Genomic DNA, 17,350 nt, shown 5'->3' with positions numbered 1-17,350 from the left:
TAGATACTTTTTTTTTACTGACCAAACATTTCTCGATAAAAATCGAGAGATTCTTTGAGCAAGTCGTCCGTACAAGAGACTTTCTCCATCTGTCCCAGAGACTTAAAGGCAATTATAGAAACCGTATCATCCTCATTTTTTTTATCCTGATGAAGGAGTGATAGGATCGTAGGATAGTGCTTACAAGAAAAAGTATAGGGAGAAAAGGACTCTCGCATAAGGGAGATAAGATCTGTGAGATAACTTTTTTCGGCCCCTAGCAAGATATGTGAGAGATAAAGCTCGCATAGCAGCCCAATCGCCACAGCCTCGCCATGACGTAATACCCTACTCGACCCTTCTTGAGCTCGTATATGGGATAGTCCCTCTACCCCATGTCCTATGGTATGCCCGAGGTTTAACCATTGGCGCAGGCCCTTATCGGTAAAATCGGCTTCTACAAATTGCTCTTTGATGGCTACGCTCCTATTTATAAAGGGGAGCCAAGAGTCGATGCTACCCCAAGGATCAAATGCTTTGATCTCTTGCCATAGATTCCCCGAAGAGAGTAGCCCATACTTCACTAGCTCCCAGTAGCCCGAGAGAATCTCCTCTTGTGGTAGTGTGGATAGGAATTGGGGATCTATCATCACAGCACGAGGGAGAGAGAATGCACCTAGCAGATTCTTCACTCCAGCATAATCGACCGCCGTTTTTCCTCCGACAGAAGCATCAATCATGGCCATAAGAGTGGTAGGAACGTAAACGCAAGGTATACCCCTCTTATATATAGAGGCAACGAATCCGACAAAGTCGAGCAAGGCCCCTCCTCCCACAGCGACCAATAGGGTGGAACGGGTAGCCGAGCGAGTAAGAAGCCAGTCAATGGTTTCTCCTACATGGGAGAGGGATTTTACCTCTTCTCCCCCGGGGATAATAAGACGATCTGCGGGGTCTATACAACTCCATAGAGGAGCAAGACGCGGAGCAGCCTTTGCTGCCACCTGTTCGTCTACAATTGCAAGACAGTGGTCGAAAGCCCCCTTTCCATAGAAAGGGAGCCATCTTTCCTTGAGTACATCTAGGGCAATATAAGAGGGTGAGGAGGCTAACGACATGGCCTATCTAGCGTGTACATCTATCTGAGAGAGGATCTGCTCGAGAGCCTTGGGGAGGCCATTGCCGTCTTTCCCTCCGGCTGTAGCAAAGTGGGGTTGTCCACCGCCGCCACCTTGGATCAGGCGGGCAGCCTCTTTTACCATATTACCGGCATGGAGCCCCGAAGCAACCGCCTCTTCGCTCAGCATGATCGTGAGAAGGCCTCTTGCGCCCTCTGTTGTTGCTGCCACAAAGACGAAAGGCTCTTGCAATTCGCCTCGCAACTGGAAGGCTATATCCTTGATTATATCGGCCTTTTCTTCTCCTTGCAGTACAAACAAACGATAGCCCGAACGCTCAACTCTAGATGCCAAAAGTTCCTTTTTGAGCCTTGTGGCATGGGCACGTTGCAGAGTGTCGAGTTCGGCTTTGAGGGCACTCTCTTCGCTGAGCAGCTTCTGCAAAGCCTTTACTACATCCGGCGTGTTGTTGAGAAGAGCCTTTATTTCCCTGAGCGTATCCTCTTGTTTGTAGAGGAAAGCCTCTGCATTAGTTGCGGTAACGGCTTCGATACGACGTACTCCGGCAGCAATCGAACTCTCGGATACGATGCGGAAGGCGCCGATCATACCCGTAGAGGGGAGGTGAGTTCCCCCACATAATTCGATAGAGGTGCCATACTTCATCACGCGCACTTCTTCGCCATATTTCTCGCCAAAGAGAGCCATTGCCCCCATGGCACGAGCCTGGGCAATAGGGATATTACGATGCTCTTCTCTGGGGTAATCGGCACGTACAGCTTGGGTTACAAGCTCCTCTACTTGGCGAATCTCCTCGGGAGTGAGTTTATTGTAGTGTGAGAAGTCGAAGCGCAATACTTCCGGACTTACAAAAGATCCCTTTTGCTCTACATGCTCCCCAAGTACCGTGCGAAGGGCCTGATGCAAGAGGTGTGTTGCTGTGTGGTTGGCCTCTGCCATGCGCCGACGCTCCTGATTGATCTCGGCACGGAAGGTCTGTTCCGGATCATTGGGGAGCTTGGTCATAAGGTGCACGGGCAGGTTATTCTCACGTTTGGTATCCACGATGGCATAACGCACGCCATCCTCGTCTATAAGATAGCCGGAGTCTCCTACCTGCCCCCCCATCTCGGCATAGAAGGGAGTAACAGAGAGCACCACTTGATAGAAGTCTTTATTCTTTTGTTTTACGTGGCGATAGCGAAGTATAGAGCAGTCTGCCTCCGTTTGATCATACCCAACAAAGAGAGTTTCGCCCTCGGCAAGAGTTACCCAGTCGTCCGTCTCAAGTTGAGCGGCACTTCGTGCTCGAGCTTTTTGCTCTGCCATCTCACGATCAAATCCCTTTTGGTCGAGCGTCATACCATGCTCACGCAAGATCAATTCCGTCAAGTCTAGAGGGAAGCCAAATGTATCGTATAGCACAAAGGCATCGTGCCCCGAGAGTTGTCCCTTATTCCCCAACTCTTCTATTTTCTTATCAAGGAGTTTGATACCGGCCTCCAGTGTACGCAAGAAGCTCTCTTCCTCCTCTCTCATTACTTTTTGAATCAGGTCTTTCTGAGCAATTAGTTCGGGGTAAGCTGCTCCCATAGACTCAATAAGAGTGGGCAGGAGAGTATACATAAAGGCTTCTCTACGTCCCAAGAAGGTATATCCATAGCGCACAGCACGACGCAAAATACGGCGAATCACATAACCGGCCTTAGCATTGGAGGGGAGCTGACCATCTGTAATTGCAAACGCAATAGTGCGCACGTGGTCTGCCACTACTCGCATGGCAACATCGCTACTCTCCTCTTTCCCGTAGGGAATACCCGAGAGCTCGGCAACGGCTCTAATCAAAGGTTGAAAGACGTCGGTATCGTAGTTGGAGCGTTTCCCCTGCATGGCCATACAAAGACGCTCAAAGCCCATACCGGTATCAATTACCTTGTGTGGGAGAAGAGATAGAGAACCATCTGCCATGCGATTGTATTGCATGAATACAAGGTTCCAAATCTCCACTACTTGGGGGTGGTCCCGATTTACGAGCTCCCTACCGGATTGCTGCATACGCTCCTCGTCGCTCCGCAAATCGATGTGAATTTCGCTACAAGGTCCGCACGGCCCCGTCTCTCCCATCTCCCAGAAGTTATCCTTTTTGCTACCATCGAGAATCCGTTCTTGGGGGAGGAAACGGCCCCAATAGGAGGCGGCTTCGTTGTCCCTCTCTAAGCCATCGCTCTCGGCTCCCTCAAATATGGTGGCATATAAGCGGTCGGCAGGGATGCCCAAACGCTCGTGCAAGAACTCCCATGCCCACGAGATGGCCTCCTCTTTGAAGTAATCGCCAAAAGACCAGTTACCGAGCATCTCAAACATAGTATGATGATAGGTATCGTGCCCCACCTCCTCGAGGTCGTTGTGCTTACCACTCACGCGAAGACACTTCTGAGCATCTGCAACGCGCGGATACTTTGCCTCCACATTCCCAAGGATTATATCTTTGAATTGATTCATCCCGGCATTGGTAAACATTAGGGTAGGATCGCCCTTAACCACCATAGGGGCAGAGGGTACTATATGGTGTTGCTTCTCAGCAAAAAATGCCACAAAAGCGGCACGTATCTCATTCGCAGTCATCATATCTGTATAATATGGTTCTCTCTTTATTTCTTATGCGTGCAAAGGTACAAATTAGCTACTATATGGCACCTCTGGGGACAAAAAAAGCCTCCCATGTCGCACCCCTCGACGAGAGAGGATACCACATGGGAGGGTGATACTAGAGAGAGAAAAGACTCCCTCTATATACTAGTCTTACTTACGAAAGATAGCGATGTGATTTGAGCTGAAGTCGCCATTTACCATCTTAAGCGACTTAAGCATGCTCTGAGCGTCTGCATTTTCAAATAAGAATAGCTCTTCGTTTACTGCGGGAATACCTGCAAATTTGGCATTATAGGGAGCCATATCCTTCACAACTTCCCAACGATATAGGAGGATGATGTTTCTAGCAGGATCCAAAAAGAGTTGATGCATCTTCTTTACTTTAAACTTCTTAGCACCTTGTCCAAAGTTAAGGTCTGTATCTGTCCAATTAGGTTCAACAGTGCATTCCTGCTTGTCAATTTCTTTGAAGTTCCCAAACATCTCAGCATACTTCTTAAGTACACCACTATCTTTGAACTTTGTAATGAGTTCATCGGCATCTGCTGGATTTTTAGAAAGCAATCCATAGCCTGAAAAAACATTTACATTGAGAAGTTTAACACCAGAATGAGTATATAGAACCCCTGAAAAATAGTGTTGCTTAGATTCCTTTGGAGCTCTAAAACCGAAAACATTTTGAGCATCTTCTTTGAGATCCCAAACTTCCCAATCCAAGCCATTTGCAGACATTGCCTTCTTTACGATGGGCTCCCACTTACTCATTTGTGAGAAGGGAAGAGTTGAAGGAATATAGATATCCTTTTTCTGACCATCTTCAGATACAATCCCATAGTAGTTTTCATTCTTGATTCTTTCGCCACCATCTTCTACAGTAACAGCAACTTCCACTTTAGCCTTACCAGCAGTAAAAGTAACTTTAGCATTACCAGTAGCCTTAGCTTCAAGAGCTGTGTTAGAAGCTGCTACAACCTTTGCGTCAGAGCTTGTTACGGTGAAATTAGAGGGCTTAGCAACCACAACGAGAGCACCATCTGCTGCAGAAGCTGCATTAGTAGTAATCTCTACCTTGTCACCAACATTAAGGGTGAGAGCTGTAACTTCCTTACCAGACTGCTTTACTGTAATAGACCCATCATCAGTAGGCTTGTTGTCAGGGATGTTCTTTCCCTGACATCCTACGGCAACCATACCTACGATTGCCAAAGCACCGAGTGCTGCAAAAAACTTTTTCATTTTCAATTTCATTTAGTGTTAGACATATCTAAATTATTCATTCTCTGTGTGCTACTAGGATTCTCCATGAGCCCCCTCTCTGGGGCTTCTCTGATGCAACATCTCCAACAATGCACCTTGTAATGGGGAATCCAACACCACAAAGATAGTAATTTATTTATTTCTCACAATAGCAAAAACAAGAAGAAATCTTTGACGATCTGGCATTAGATCGAGGAAAAAGAGAGATGATGATACAGAAAACCCACCCATCCCAAGAATAAGGATGAGTGGGTTTTACGAGTTGTATATCACCTATCTTCCTCCGATACCATCCTTTATCCAAAAGGACAAGGGAGAGAGAAAAGGAGGAGGGATTTTACTCTGCGTTCAACGTCACACGGCGGAATGCAACCACTGTGAGTGTCTTGCTTGCAGACTTGAGATAAGTATCCACATCCATCTTGCCATCGCTAATGAAAGCCTGACGTAGAAGGGTGTTTTCCTTGTAGTACTTCTGTAGAGCACCTTGGGCAATACGATCGATAAGCTCGGGCTTCTTGCCTTCTTCGAGGGCTTTCTCACGAGCGATCTTGAGCTCACGCTCTACTACTTCTTGGGGTACCTCTTCCTCGCGAACGGCAACAGGGTTCATAGAAGCAATCTGCATAGCGGTCATACGAGCCATTTCCTGATCAACAGCTTCGTTGAAAGCAGCAACAACGGCAAGCTTATTACCCGGGTGAATGTAAGAAATGGTGTGCTCAGCCTTTACGAATTCGTAAGCTCCGAGCTCCATCTTTTCACCTGTTGTACCGGTGCGGTCTGTGATATGATCGGCCACCGTACGACCATCAGCAAGCGTAAGAGCAAGGAGAGCCTCTTTGTTCTCAGGTTGCTTAGCCATTGCTACATCGAGTATATTCTTGGTTAGTTGGATATGCCCTTCGTTCTTAGCTACGAAGTCGGTTTCGCATTGGAGAGATACGATTGCTGCAAATCCGGCAGCGTGAGCAGCGAGCACACACCCTTCGGTAGCTTCACGATCAGAACGCTTAGCAGCTACAGCCTTACCCTTAGCACGGATAATCTCCATAGCTTGGTCGAAGTCGCCATTCGTTTCTTCGAGGGCGTGCTTGCAGTCCGTAAGCCCTGCTCCACTCATCTTGCGGAGCTTTGCAATATCTTGGATTGAAATAGCCATTTGCTTTATTACTAGTATATTTTCTGTAAAGAGAATTATTATTCAGCAGCAGGAGTTTCAGCTTCTGCACTAGGAGCTTCGGCTTCTAGGTTAGTAGCTTCGGGAGCCTCTTTTGAAGTCTCCTTGGAGCGTTCGCGGCGAGCACCGGCACGGGTGCGACGTCCGGAGCGAGCTCCTTCTGCAGCTGTTTCGTCTTTTACCTCTTCCTCTACGTTCTGAGACTTATATTCAGTAAGACCTTCGCTGATGGCGCCACACATAGCACCCATGATAAGCTCGACAGTCTCTCTCGAGTCGTCATTAGCAGGGATAACATAATCCACAAGCTTAGGATCTGCATTGGTATCTACGATAGCAAATACAGGGATACCCAAACGAGTAGCTTCGCGTACGGCAATGTGTTCTTTGGTGATGTCCACAACAAAGAGAGCCGAAGGCAAGCGGTTCATATCTTGGATAGAACCCAATGTCTTCTCAAGCTTAGCGCGCTGACGCTCAACTTGGAGTTTTTCGCGCTTTGAGAGGTTGCTGTAGGTACCATCTTCCTTCATCTTGTCGATTTGCACCATCTTCTTCACGGCCTTGCGGATGGTGGGGAAGTTGGTAAGCATACCTCCCGGCCAGCGCTCTACTACGTAGGGCATACCTACCGACTTAGCGAGCTCTTCTACGGGTTCCTTTACTTGTTTTTTGGTGGCTACGAACAAGATCTTCTTGCCGTTGCGTGCCATATTGCGGATAATCTCGGTAGACTCCTCTATCTTAGCAACTGTCTTGTGGAGGTCGATAATATGGGTGTTATTACGTTCCATGAAGATATAGGGAGCCATAGCGGGATTCCACTTGCGGGGTTGGTGTCCAAAGTGTGCCCCGGCTTTGAGTAGCTGTTCGAATGTGATCGATGCCATATTGTTTGTTTCGTTTACGTTCTTAATTGATTAAACCATTGATTTTGCAACCACTTGGTAGGGTTCTACCCCTCATTTGTACCCACCGGATGTATGTACAAGAGGTGGTGAAAAAGAGCCATCCAAGCAGTTTAGATACTAAACGCGAGTAATCTGTATTCTTTCCATCTATCGTGCCCAAAGAGGATAGTCTTTGTTCCTCTGTAATAGTGAGCAATAGGGAAGAAAGAGGCGAAGATTAACGCTTGCTGAATTGGAATCTCTTACGAGCCTTGGGACGCCCCGGCTTCTTACGTTCAACAACGCGAGGATCTCGAGTTACGAAACCTGCAGCGCGGAGCGTAGCCTTGTCTTCGGGGTTGATCTTAATAAGAGCACGTGTGATAGCTAGGCGAGCTGCTTCGCTCTGGCCCTTAAAACCTCCACCACGGAGATTTACCTTAATATCATACTTCTCAGCCACTTCGAGCTTGTTGAGTGGCTGACGCACTACAAACTGCAAAATGCTAGAGGGGAAGTAATCAGCAAGATCCTTCTTATTGATTACAATCTTGCCTGTGCCTTCGGTTACATATACACGTGCTACGGCACACTTGCGACGGCCTATTGCATTAATCTGTTCCATCATCCGAGAGGTTATTTAAGAGTGTTGATGTCAATAGTACGAGGCTGCTGAGCGGTATGAGCATGCTCACTACCTTCGTACACGTAGAGATTGTTGAGGAGCTTATCACCCAACTTATTCTTGGGGAGCATACCCTTTACTACCTTGCGGAAGAGACGATCAGACCCCTTCTTTTGGAGATCACGAGGGCTAAACTCGCGCTGACCACCGGGGTATCCACTAAACTTAAGATAGACGCGATCTTCCCACTTTTTGCCCGTGAGCACAACCTTTTCGGCATTGATGATAATAACATTGTCACCACAATCTACATGTGGAGTGAAGCTGGGTTTGTACTTGCCACGAAGAAGCTTCGCTACTTTAGAGCACAAACGACCCAAGCTCTGACCATCGGCGTCCACAATCACCCATTCTTTGGATGCAGTTGCCTTGTTCACCGATACTGTCTGGTAACTTACAGAGTTCATTTCTTCTTTTTACTTACAATTGTGTTACTTACTACTCCTCTTCCGGTTCGATACTATGCGGTTTATAGCCACTACCATTGTCACCCACTACCTCGTTAATTAGAGGGCTTGGACAGGGTCCTCTCCTCGGGTAGTACCAAGGCAGAGACTCGCTCAGCACCTTGCCATTATTGGAGCTTCTTTATCTTTCGATAATAATCAGCGCGGCAAAGGTACAAAATTCCACTCTAATAGCAACTATATTCCTGCCCTATTTCCTCAGATTTATTAGGCAAAAAGCCCCTCCCACTCTGCCTGGGAAATATTTTTTTCTTGCCCTGTGGCGATTTATTTATCAGGCAGCGTTTTTTGCGCGTTTCACGCACGGCATCTGTCCCTCTTGCCTCATAGTCTAGAAAGTATCACTTTCTTCGGGGGTGAATCTGTACCTTTGTAACGAAAAAAACAGGAGAAAAAAACAGATAGCTCTACCCTATATTGTACTTCAGTTATGAGTAAAGAGAAGAAAGAGACTGCCCTAGTAGTAATCTCAGAAGCAGGGCTAAAGGTCGCTCGCACCATACAAAAAGAACTCCCCAACGCCATCATTTACTACAAAGGAGAGGCCGAGGGCACCTATTTTATCAGTTCCTATCAGACCTTTGTAGAGGAGCACTTTGGAGAATGCTCTGCCCTCATTTTTGTTGGGGCTCTAGGCATCTGTGTACGTTGTATTGCGGCTCAGGTAGCTCACAAATACCACGATCCGGCGGTGGTGAACGTGGATAGTACCGGCAAATTTGTGATACCCGTACTCTCCGGGCACGTGGGAGGCGGCAACGAATTGGCACGCCACTTGGCCGGCATTACGGGCGGAGAAGCCATTATCACAACCCAAAGCGACAATCAAGACCTCTGGGCTTTGGATCTTCTTGCCCGTCAGTGGGGATGGCATACCACCGCCTCTCCCCAAGAGATAAATCAGGCGATATTTGCATTCGTAGGAGGGAAAAAGAGCGCCCTACTACTAGAGGTGCGCACTCCGGGTACTGAGCATCTGGAAGCCTCTCGCCCTCCCCATGTAGATATATTCTACCGATATGAGGATATCCCCCTCACTGAATACGATCTCCTTATCACCGTAGGGTATAGCATCTATTCTCCTCAAGATATTCTCCACTTAGCATACTACACTCCACTTCTTACGCTCGGGGTGGGCTGTAAACGAGACTGCCCCACCCTTGGTGTTAGTGATACGATAGAGCAAACTCTAATAAAAGCGGGTATCTCTCCCCTTGCCATCGGCGAGATTGCCACGATAGAACTGAAAAAAGACGAACCTCTCATCGCCCATCTTACCCAGCACTTTTCTTGCCCCTCTCCCCAAATTTATACGGCATCGCAGCTCGGAGAGATAGAAGTACCCCACCCCTCGCAAAAAGTATATGAGACTACCGGATCGTGGGGCGTAGCCGAGGCGTCTGCCCTTGCCTCCTCGCAAATGGGACAACTTCTTATTGAGAAGACGAAGGGATCGACCCAAAACGAAAACGACTTCACCTTTGCCGTAGCTCTCCCCCTTGCGTGCGACCGCTCTCAAGGGCATATCGAAATTGTAGGGGCAGGTCCCGGTGATCCGGAGCTCATCTCGGTACGAGGGAAAAAGATGCTCCAGAGAGCCGACCTAATCCTCTACGCGGGGAGTCTTGTGCCTCGAGAGCTAACTCTTTATGGAAAAGAGGGGGCTGTGATACGAAGTTCGGCGAATATGAATCTCGAGGAACAGTTCTCTCTCATGAAAGAATTCTACGACAAGGGACTCTTTGTAGTGCGACTACACACGGGAGACCCTTGTATCTATGGGGCAATTGCCGAGCAAATGGCGTTCTTCGACCGCTATAATATGAGTTACCACATCACTCCGGGGATTTCTTCATTCCAAGCTGCCGCTGCTGCGCTACGCTCCCAGTTTACCATTCCAGAGGAGGTGCAAACCATCATACTCACACGTGGCGAAGGGCGCACTCCCATGCCCGAGCGAGAGCAACTCCACCTATTGGCTCGCTCCCAAAGCACCATGTGCATATACCTAAGTGCAGCCATTGTGGAGCGAGTACAGGCAGAATTGCTACAAGTCTACCCTCCCAATACACCCGTTGCAGCCTGCTATAAACTCACACACAAGGAGGAACGAATCTATCGAGGAGAGCTAAGCCAACTTGCTCAACTAGTGCGCGAGAATAATCTCACCCTCACAACTCTACTCGTAGTAGGCAAGGCCATTGATCACCGCGAGGGGGTATCACGGCTCTATGCAGACGAGTTCAAACATCTCTTCCGCAAATAAGAAAATCTATCCTCTCTTATATGATTCTCGTCTTTGGAGGTACAACAGAGGGGCGTATAGCTATTGACACGCTCAGCGAGGGGGGGAACCCTTTTTACTACTCCACACGTGGAGAGCAACAGAAGGTAGAAGAGCCCCTTGTGCAGCGCATTACAGGAGCCATGGACGCCCCTACCATTGAGGAGTTTTGTCGTACGCACGAGATTCGACTTATCATAGATGCAGCCCACCCCTTCGCCCAAGAGCTACATAGAAACATAGGAGTGGCAAGTCTATCGCTGGGGATACCCGTTATCCGTTTGGAGAGAAACTATCCCCCTCATGCCCAGGATATAACTTACTGCTCAAGCTACGAAGAGGCTGTAGATAGGATGCTTGCGGATGGAGTTAGGCATCTGCTGGCTCTCACCGGTACCCAAACCATTGGGAAACTTCGTCGATTTTGGCAGCAGCGCAAGACAACATTCCGCATCCTATCACGCCAAGAGTCCCTCGATATTGCCTGCAAAGAGGGATTTCCTGAGCAACAACTGATCTTCTACACGCCCGAAGAGGGAGAAGACGCCCCCATTAGCCGAATTCATCCTGATGCTATCATAACCAAAGAGAGTGGAGAAAGTGGTGGTTTTTTAGAGAAAATAGAGGCTGCTCGACGTGCAGGCATTCGTATTTACGTTGTAGTGCGCCCACCACTCCCCCCACACTTTCATCTTGTTGAGGGGCAACATGGATTATACCGCATGGTACGCCGTTATATCCCGGACTACTTCCCTCTCAAACGAGGATACACCACAGGGACGTGCGCCACAGTCACAGCCAAAGCTGCCCTTATGGCTCTACTCTACGAGAGTGAAGAGCAAGAAGTAGAGGTAGCCCTACCCGATGGCGAAATTATAACGCTCCCTATTGAGAGCATAGAACGCCTATCTCCCACCAAGGCTCGTGCAACCATCCGAAAAGATGCAGGGGACGACCCAGATGTGATCCATGGGCACATCATTGCAGCTACCGTAGAGCTTGTAGCGGGGGATGAACTACGCTTTTTGCAAGGTGAGGGCGTAGGCGTAGTTACCTTACCCGGATTGGGGCTACCCATTGGCTCCCCTGCTATCAATGCCACGCCCCGCCGTACCATCACACAAGAGCTCCGAGCCCTTTATCCCGAGGGTGGTATTGATGTAACCATAAGCATTCCGGATGGGGCGGCTCTTGCGGCCAAAACATTCAATCCTCGCTTGGGCATCGTAGGAGGGCTCTCTATTATCGGCACCTCCGGTATCGTAAAACCCTTCTCCCACGAGGCTTTTGTAGACTCCCTACGCAAGGAGTGTAGTGTGGCCTTTGCCCTGAGCCCCTCCCGCCTTGTCATGAACTCAGGAGCCAAAAGTGAGGCTTATATAAAGGCACTTTACCCCCAGTTGCCCCCCCAAGTCTTTGTGCATTACGGCAATTTTATTGGGGATGCCCTCAGTATAGCCCAGGAGATGCACTTTGCTTCGGTTAGTCTAGGTATCATGGTAGGTAAGGCCGTAAAGCTGGCAGAGGGCAACCTAGACACCCACAGCAAGAAGGTGGTTATGAACAAGGTCTTCCTGCAAAAGGTAGCAGACGAAGTGGGCGCTAGCTCCGATACACATGCCTTGATTGACGAGCTCTCCATGGCGCGAGAGTTGTGGGGCATTCCCAACATTCTCGAGCGAGATCGCCTCCTACTTGCCCTCCTCCGGAGGTGCCACTCCGTAACAGCCTCTCAGCTATCTCCCGATACCCCCATCGTGCTACACCTTATAAGCGAAGGGGGCGAAACGATACTCTCCTATCCTGAGAAAAAATAAAACCTCCCCTCTTGGATAAGAGAGAAGGTTAGCAAGATCTGCCCCCAATCGGAGGCTAAAAGTCAAAAACGGAAGCGGGGCGTAAGCGCAAGATTTAGCTCTAGAGAGTGGCTGAAACGGTTGGGAGATCCCTCCAAATCGAGGAGATGATACCACCCCCGAGCCACGAATGCCATCTGCACAAGAGGGGTGGAAAAGAATTGGTAATGCGCTCGAATCCCCAGAAACGAAGTCCGCTCTTGATCCCGAACCAAGGGCCCCTCCCAAAGCACCCGACTATTGACAAAGGGGCCTCCCATGGGAGAGACAAAGTGACTACCCCGCCAATAAGCAAGCTCTGTGAGCAAATGTTTTCTTTGATATCCCAAGGTAGCATAAAAGGCATGCCCCATAGGCGCAGGAGCCTCTGCCCTAAGAAGAGAGGGAAGATAATAGGCAGCCGCCTCAATGCTACCATGCGATAATGCCCAGGAAGCACGTAACCCGATAGCTGACGCCAAGTAACTATGCACCGTATCATGACGATGCCAACTGATCTCACCACCACGATGTGTAGCCACCACCTGCCCTACTGCACGTAGGGAATAGGAGCTTTTTTCCACAATCGGGAAGACAAGAGAGAGTCCCATGGTAAATGCTTCTTGGTGCCGATCGGCTCGGAAGGTGAAGCTCTGCCAGTCAATCCAGACATCCCCCTTGAGCCAGGGGTAATCGGCCTTTAGCTGCACGCCCATCTCCGGATCGGCAGAGTAAAGCAATTCGGGGTTGTATAAAGGCTGGATAAGTTGGTGAGCATCTTCATTATCCACTCGCCCCAATCGTACCTCTAGATGGGGGTTGGCCCGAAGAAGGACACCGAAGAGCGGTACGAGATGAGGTACGGCGCTCACGGTCGAATTGTCCGTCCAATGGGGTAGCTCAGCCCACCATGTACCCGTAGGATAGCGTCTTGCCCCAAAGAACCCCGTGGCATGGGCTCCCACTTCTATGGCAGCCCCGGAGAGGAGATCGGGCATGGAGTAAGCAATAGTACCCTGCAAACGATACCCCGGAAGCGTGTAGCCCGTGCCATAAGGCTGGGCATATTCATTGTTGCGAAAGAAGCCTTCGGCTCCCAGATTGGCGCTCCAGCGTAGTGAGTCTTGGGCCTGCGCCCCACTGCCAGAGAGACCCCAAAAGCAAATGAGTAATAGGTAGTGGAGAAAGTGTTTCATCGTATCAATCTCTACGGAAGAGGTAAATAAGCGAACTGGCGGCACGCGCATCCATCAGGGTTCGCACGTTACCCCAAAAACCAATTAGCACAGCCCGAAGCCAAGCATTTAGGCCTTTACGTCCTCGTTGTTGCTGGGTCATTAGCGCAATATAATAGACATCAAGCCACATGGGACGGAGCTTCTCTAAACGAAATCCGTACCGCTCGGCAAGAGTTATCAGACTATCGGGGGTAAAGTGCCATACGTGGCGGGGAACATCGTAAGCAGCCCACTCGCTTTGCAAGAGCTGAGCATCGTAGCTTGTAGGATTGGGCACCGCTATCAGCAAAGTCCCCCCTTTGGTTACCAGTTGAGATAGGCGTTGCATGTGATCCTCAAGATCTACAATATGCTCCAAAACATGCCAAAGGGTAACGATCTCGAAGGAGTGATCGGGCCAGTCTGTATGTAGCAAAGCCTCAGAGGGTGTGAGTGCAAACTTTTCTTTAGCAAACGCACGAGCCTCGGCATCCTGCTCTACACAAGAGACTTGATAGCCCAGCTGCTGCATGTGATGAGCGAAGTATCCCGTACCACACCCCACGTCCAAAAGGCGAGGAGAAGCCCCATCATGAGGCGGAGTGGCCCGCTTAACCAAACACCCCTTCTGCTTGAGCATCCTGCGCCTAGCTGCATGGTAAAGACGATTCATCAGCCCCTTGTGCACATCGCTATGCGATATGTAGTTATTGCTTTTATAGTAGGCTCCCAACTCCTCTTTTCGGGGAAGAGAGGCGGTCATGATAAGCCCACAATGACTACAACGCACGAGTGGAAAACTCTTACCACTCACCAAATGATCCGAAGCAATCCCCACAGGAGTTTGCTGCTGATAGTGACAAACAGGACAGATCACAGAAGAAAAAACTAAGAAAAAACCTTGGTCTAGATTAGTTTTGCGAGTGTTTGAGATGCTTTGCCTCCTCCCAGAGGGCATCCATTTCTCCTAGAGTAAGATCTTTTATATCCCGACCTTGCGCCTTGGCTTGGCTCTCGATATAGCCAAAACGAGATATAAACTTACGATTGGTGCGCTCCAATGCATTATCGGGGTTGACCCCATAGAGGCGAGCTGCGTTTACTACCGCAAACAATAGATCTCCGAACTCTCCTTCGATATCTTCGGCTTCTTTTGCCTCTATAGCTTGACGCACCTCTTGCAGTTCCTCCTCTACTTTGGTCCAGACTTCCTGCGCTTCTTCCCAATCAAACCCCACGGCCCGAGCTTTGTCTTGGATGCGGTAGGCTTTTACCAAAGAGGGTAAGGAGGTGGGGACGCCCGAGAGCACCGTTTTGTTTCCACCGCGCTCATGCTGCTTTATCTGCTCCCATTGCGAGGTCACTGCCGAGGCTGTATTCACAACACTCTCTCCGTACACATGGGGATGGCGGAAGATGAGTTTATTACAAAGCGTATTGCATACATCCGCAATATCAAAGCGGTTTTCCTCTTGCGCCATGAGGGCATAAAAACAAATATGAAGGAGCACATCACCGAGCTCCTTCTTCATATCTTGATAATCCTCTTGCAGGATCGCTTCTGAGAGTTCATAGACCTCCTCTATGGTATTGGCCCTGATACTCTCTTTGGTTTGCTCTCGATCCCAAGGGCATTGAGCCCTTAGGGTGTCGAGAACATCTAGGAGGCGAGCAAAAGCTTCAAGTTTCTCTGCTTTGCTATTCATTGTAGTTTACTGTTGTGCCGAAGGGGCTGCGAGAGAGGGAATGGGCTTACCATCCTTACGAGCGGCAAACTCTTTCTTCCCATTCTCTAGGAAGTTAACGTATTTGCTGATATCCAAATCGTGCTGATACGAGGGGCCGAGAGGCATTCCTTCGTGGTCTATGGGCACGTAGAAAGGCTGCGAGTTGGCACCAAACTTACTACGCTGTAGATAGCTCCACTTGTCGCCTACGGTGCGTAGTTTTCGGGTCTTGCCATTCTCTGTTACCTCTATAACTTCGGGTAATTCTGTCTTATCGTCGACCATCAAAGTAATCACAACATAGTCTTCATCGAGTAGCTGCTTTACCTTGCCGTCAATCCAAACATTATTCTCCATTTCGCGGCAGTTGACACAGCCATAGCCGGAGAAGTCGAGCAGAATAGGCTTGCCCATCTCACGAGCCTTAGCAACCCCTTCTTCGTAATCGGTGTATTTAGCATGTACTTCGCCCTCGTAGAGGTTAAAGTCTTGCGTATAAAGAGGAGGAGCAAAGGCACTAATAGCCTTAAGAGGTGCACCCCAAAGCCCGGGTATCATATAAACGGCAAACGAGAGCGATATGAGAGCCAAGAAGAAACGCCCTACCCCAACCTTTTCCATAGGAGTATCGTGGGGGAAGCGGATCTTTCCGAGGAGGTAAAGACCGAGGCAGGCAAAGATCACAATCCACAATGCGAGGAAGGTCTCACGGTCTAAGATACCCCAGCCATATGCCAAATCGGCAATGGAGAGGAACTTGAGAGAGAGAGCCAACTCGAGGAATGCCATCACAACCTTTACCGAATTGAGCCATCCACCACTCTTGGGTAGCCCTTGAAGCATATTGGGGAATATGGCAAAGATAGAGAACGGAAGAGCCAAAGCCAAGGCAAAACCAAACATACCCAAGGCCGGACCTAGGTATTGCCCCATGGAGGCAGCCTGCACTAGAAGCGTACCGATGATGGGACCCGTGCACGAGAATGAGACGAGTACCAAGGTAAAGGCCATGAAGAAGAGGCTCACAAACCCTGTTGTAGAGTCACTCTTGCTATCCATCTTATTGGTCCACTTAGAGGGGAGCACGAGCTCGAATGCACCAAAGAATGATACGGCAAAGAGCACCAATAGGGCAAAGAAGATCAGATTGAAAACAGCATTGGTTGCAAGCTCGTTTAGCTTACTTCCACCATAACCAATGGTTACAGCCAAGCCCAATACTAGATAGATGATGATGATGCCCATCCCGTAGAAGATAGCGTCGCGAATGGCTTTTTTGCGCTCTTTAGTCCGCTTGAGGAAGAAGCTTACCGTCATGGGGATCATAGGCCAAACGCAAGGGGTTATAAGGGCTACTAACCCACCCAAGAAGCCGAAAAGGAAGATCTGCCAGAGAGATGCGTCTGCACGACTCAGGGATTCGTCTCCATAGGCTTTGAGGGTATCGATTACCGGAGCCCATAGAGCCTCTTTGTCTCCTTCGAAAGAAGAAGATGCCGCTGCAGCGAGGGCACTATCAGCTACAGCTGTATCGGTACTATCGGCCAGTGCAGCATCTGTGGCTCCATCGGCCTCAGCCGTTGCATCTACAGCCTTAGACTTAAGATCTTTGGGCGAAAAAGAAACTTCAATCCCATCCGGGGGAAGACACGCCTCCTCGTTGCAGGCTTGCGATTTTACACCCACCTCTATAGCAAACTTATCGGCATCTGTAACGACGATTTTCTGGCGGAAAGTAACGGTTCCATCGAAAGAACGCACCGTCATCTCAAACTGCTTTTCGTACGCCTCGTGAGGTTTACGATCGGCAACAAAGCCCCCTACACGTTTGGCACCTTGGAGCTTGTAGAACTTAAACTCCGTAGAGTTGGGGCCATCTTCCGGCATATTTTGGTCATAGATATGCCATCCGGATTTGATTTTTGCAGAGAAAACGAGAGTCTTTTCTGCCGTACCCTTATCCTCCAGAGAGGCCTTCCAGGTAACAATGTCGTTCTGCATCTGAGCCTTGGCAGCCCCAGAGAAAAGTAGGGTTAGACAGCAAAAAAGGCCGAGGAAA

At 49.2% G+C, this 17,350-nt stretch carries 13 protein-coding genes; 2 read left to right on the top strand and 11 right to left on the bottom strand.

Annotated features, from left to right (window positions below; all coding sequences use genetic code 11):
• Positions 1 to 14: 14 nt before the first annotated feature.
• The 7 genes from aroB to rplM all read right to left on the bottom strand — a co-directional run bounded on the left by aroB (position 15) and on the right by rplM (position 8,168).
• Positions 15 to 1,097, bottom strand: coding sequence for a 3-dehydroquinate synthase (aroB, locus tag Q0090_RS03740; RefSeq protein ID WP_297947574.1), 1,083 nt, complete (start codon positions 1,095 to 1,097; stop codon positions 15 to 17).
• A 3-nt stretch (positions 1,098 to 1,100) separates the two neighbouring features.
• Positions 1,101 to 3,725: an alanine--tRNA ligase gene (gene alaS, locus Q0090_RS03735; protein WP_297947573.1), complete on the bottom strand. Its 2,625-nt coding sequence runs from the start codon at positions 3,723 to 3,725 to the stop codon at positions 1,101 to 1,103.
• A gap of 174 nt (positions 3,726 to 3,899) precedes the next feature.
• Complete coding sequence (locus Q0090_RS03730; protein ID WP_297947571.1) at positions 3,900 to 4,997, bottom strand: hypothetical protein; 1,098 nt, start codon at positions 4,995 to 4,997, stop codon at positions 3,900 to 3,902.
• Positions 4,998 to 5,343: 346 nt separating this feature from the next.
• Positions 5,344 to 6,168 carry a translation elongation factor Ts gene (gene tsf / locus Q0090_RS03725; RefSeq protein ID WP_297947569.1) on the bottom strand — a complete coding sequence of 275 codons (825 nt, stop codon included), beginning with the start codon at positions 6,166 to 6,168 and terminating at the stop codon, positions 5,344 to 5,346.
• 38 nt (positions 6,169 to 6,206) lie between these two features.
• Positions 6,207 to 7,076, bottom strand: a complete 870-nt coding sequence (rpsB, locus tag Q0090_RS03720; RefSeq protein WP_297947567.1) for a 30S ribosomal protein S2 — start codon at positions 7,074 to 7,076, stop codon at positions 6,207 to 6,209.
• A 238-nt stretch (positions 7,077 to 7,314) separates the two neighbouring features.
• Complete coding sequence (gene rpsI, locus Q0090_RS03715) at positions 7,315 to 7,701, bottom strand: 30S ribosomal protein S9 (protein WP_297947661.1); 387 nt, start codon at positions 7,699 to 7,701, stop codon at positions 7,315 to 7,317.
• Between the two features lie 11 nt (positions 7,702 to 7,712).
• Complete coding sequence (gene rplM, locus Q0090_RS03710; protein ID WP_297947565.1) at positions 7,713 to 8,168, bottom strand: 50S ribosomal protein L13; 456 nt, start codon at positions 8,166 to 8,168, stop codon at positions 7,713 to 7,715.
• A gap of 490 nt (positions 8,169 to 8,658) precedes the next feature.
• Here rplM and cobM point away from each other — a divergent pair, with 490 nt between their 5' ends.
• Positions 8,659 to 10,494, top strand: coding sequence for a precorrin-4 C(11)-methyltransferase (gene cobM / locus Q0090_RS03705; protein ID WP_297947563.1), 1,836 nt, complete (start codon positions 8,659 to 8,661; stop codon positions 10,492 to 10,494).
• Positions 10,495 to 10,514: 20 nt separating this feature from the next.
• Complete coding sequence (gene cbiD / locus Q0090_RS03700) at positions 10,515 to 12,329, top strand: cobalt-precorrin-5B (C(1))-methyltransferase CbiD (protein ID WP_297947561.1); 1,815 nt, start codon at positions 10,515 to 10,517, stop codon at positions 12,327 to 12,329.
• A gap of 62 nt (positions 12,330 to 12,391) precedes the next feature.
• Here cbiD and Q0090_RS03695 read toward each other — a convergent pair whose 3' ends face one another.
• Genes Q0090_RS03695 through Q0090_RS03680 form a run of 4 tightly spaced genes read right to left on the bottom strand, consistent with a single transcriptional unit; the run spans position 12,392 to position 17,292 of the window.
• Positions 12,392 to 13,543: a hypothetical protein gene (locus Q0090_RS03695; protein ID WP_297947559.1), complete on the bottom strand. Its 1,152-nt coding sequence runs from the start codon at positions 13,541 to 13,543 to the stop codon at positions 12,392 to 12,394.
• 4 nt (positions 13,544 to 13,547) lie between these two features.
• A complete protein-coding gene (locus Q0090_RS03690; RefSeq protein WP_297947557.1) occupies positions 13,548 to 14,441 on the bottom strand; it encodes a class I SAM-dependent methyltransferase in 894 nt (297 codons plus the stop codon).
• Between the two features lie 34 nt (positions 14,442 to 14,475).
• On the bottom strand, positions 14,476 to 15,270 hold the full coding sequence (gene mazG / locus Q0090_RS03685) for a nucleoside triphosphate pyrophosphohydrolase (protein ID WP_297947555.1): 795 nt from the start codon (positions 15,268 to 15,270) through the stop codon (positions 14,476 to 14,478).
• 6 nt (positions 15,271 to 15,276) lie between these two features.
• A complete protein-coding gene (locus Q0090_RS03680) occupies positions 15,277 to 17,292 on the bottom strand; it encodes a cytochrome c biogenesis protein CcdA (protein ID WP_297947659.1) in 2,016 nt (671 codons plus the stop codon).
• Positions 17,293 to 17,350: the final 58 nt, after the last annotated feature.

It is taken from the genome of uncultured Porphyromonas sp. (genome assembly GCF_938023125.1).
GTDB lineage: Bacteria > Bacteroidota > Bacteroidia > Bacteroidales > Porphyromonadaceae > Porphyromonas.
This window is presented reverse-complemented; position numbering and strand designations above follow the sequence as displayed.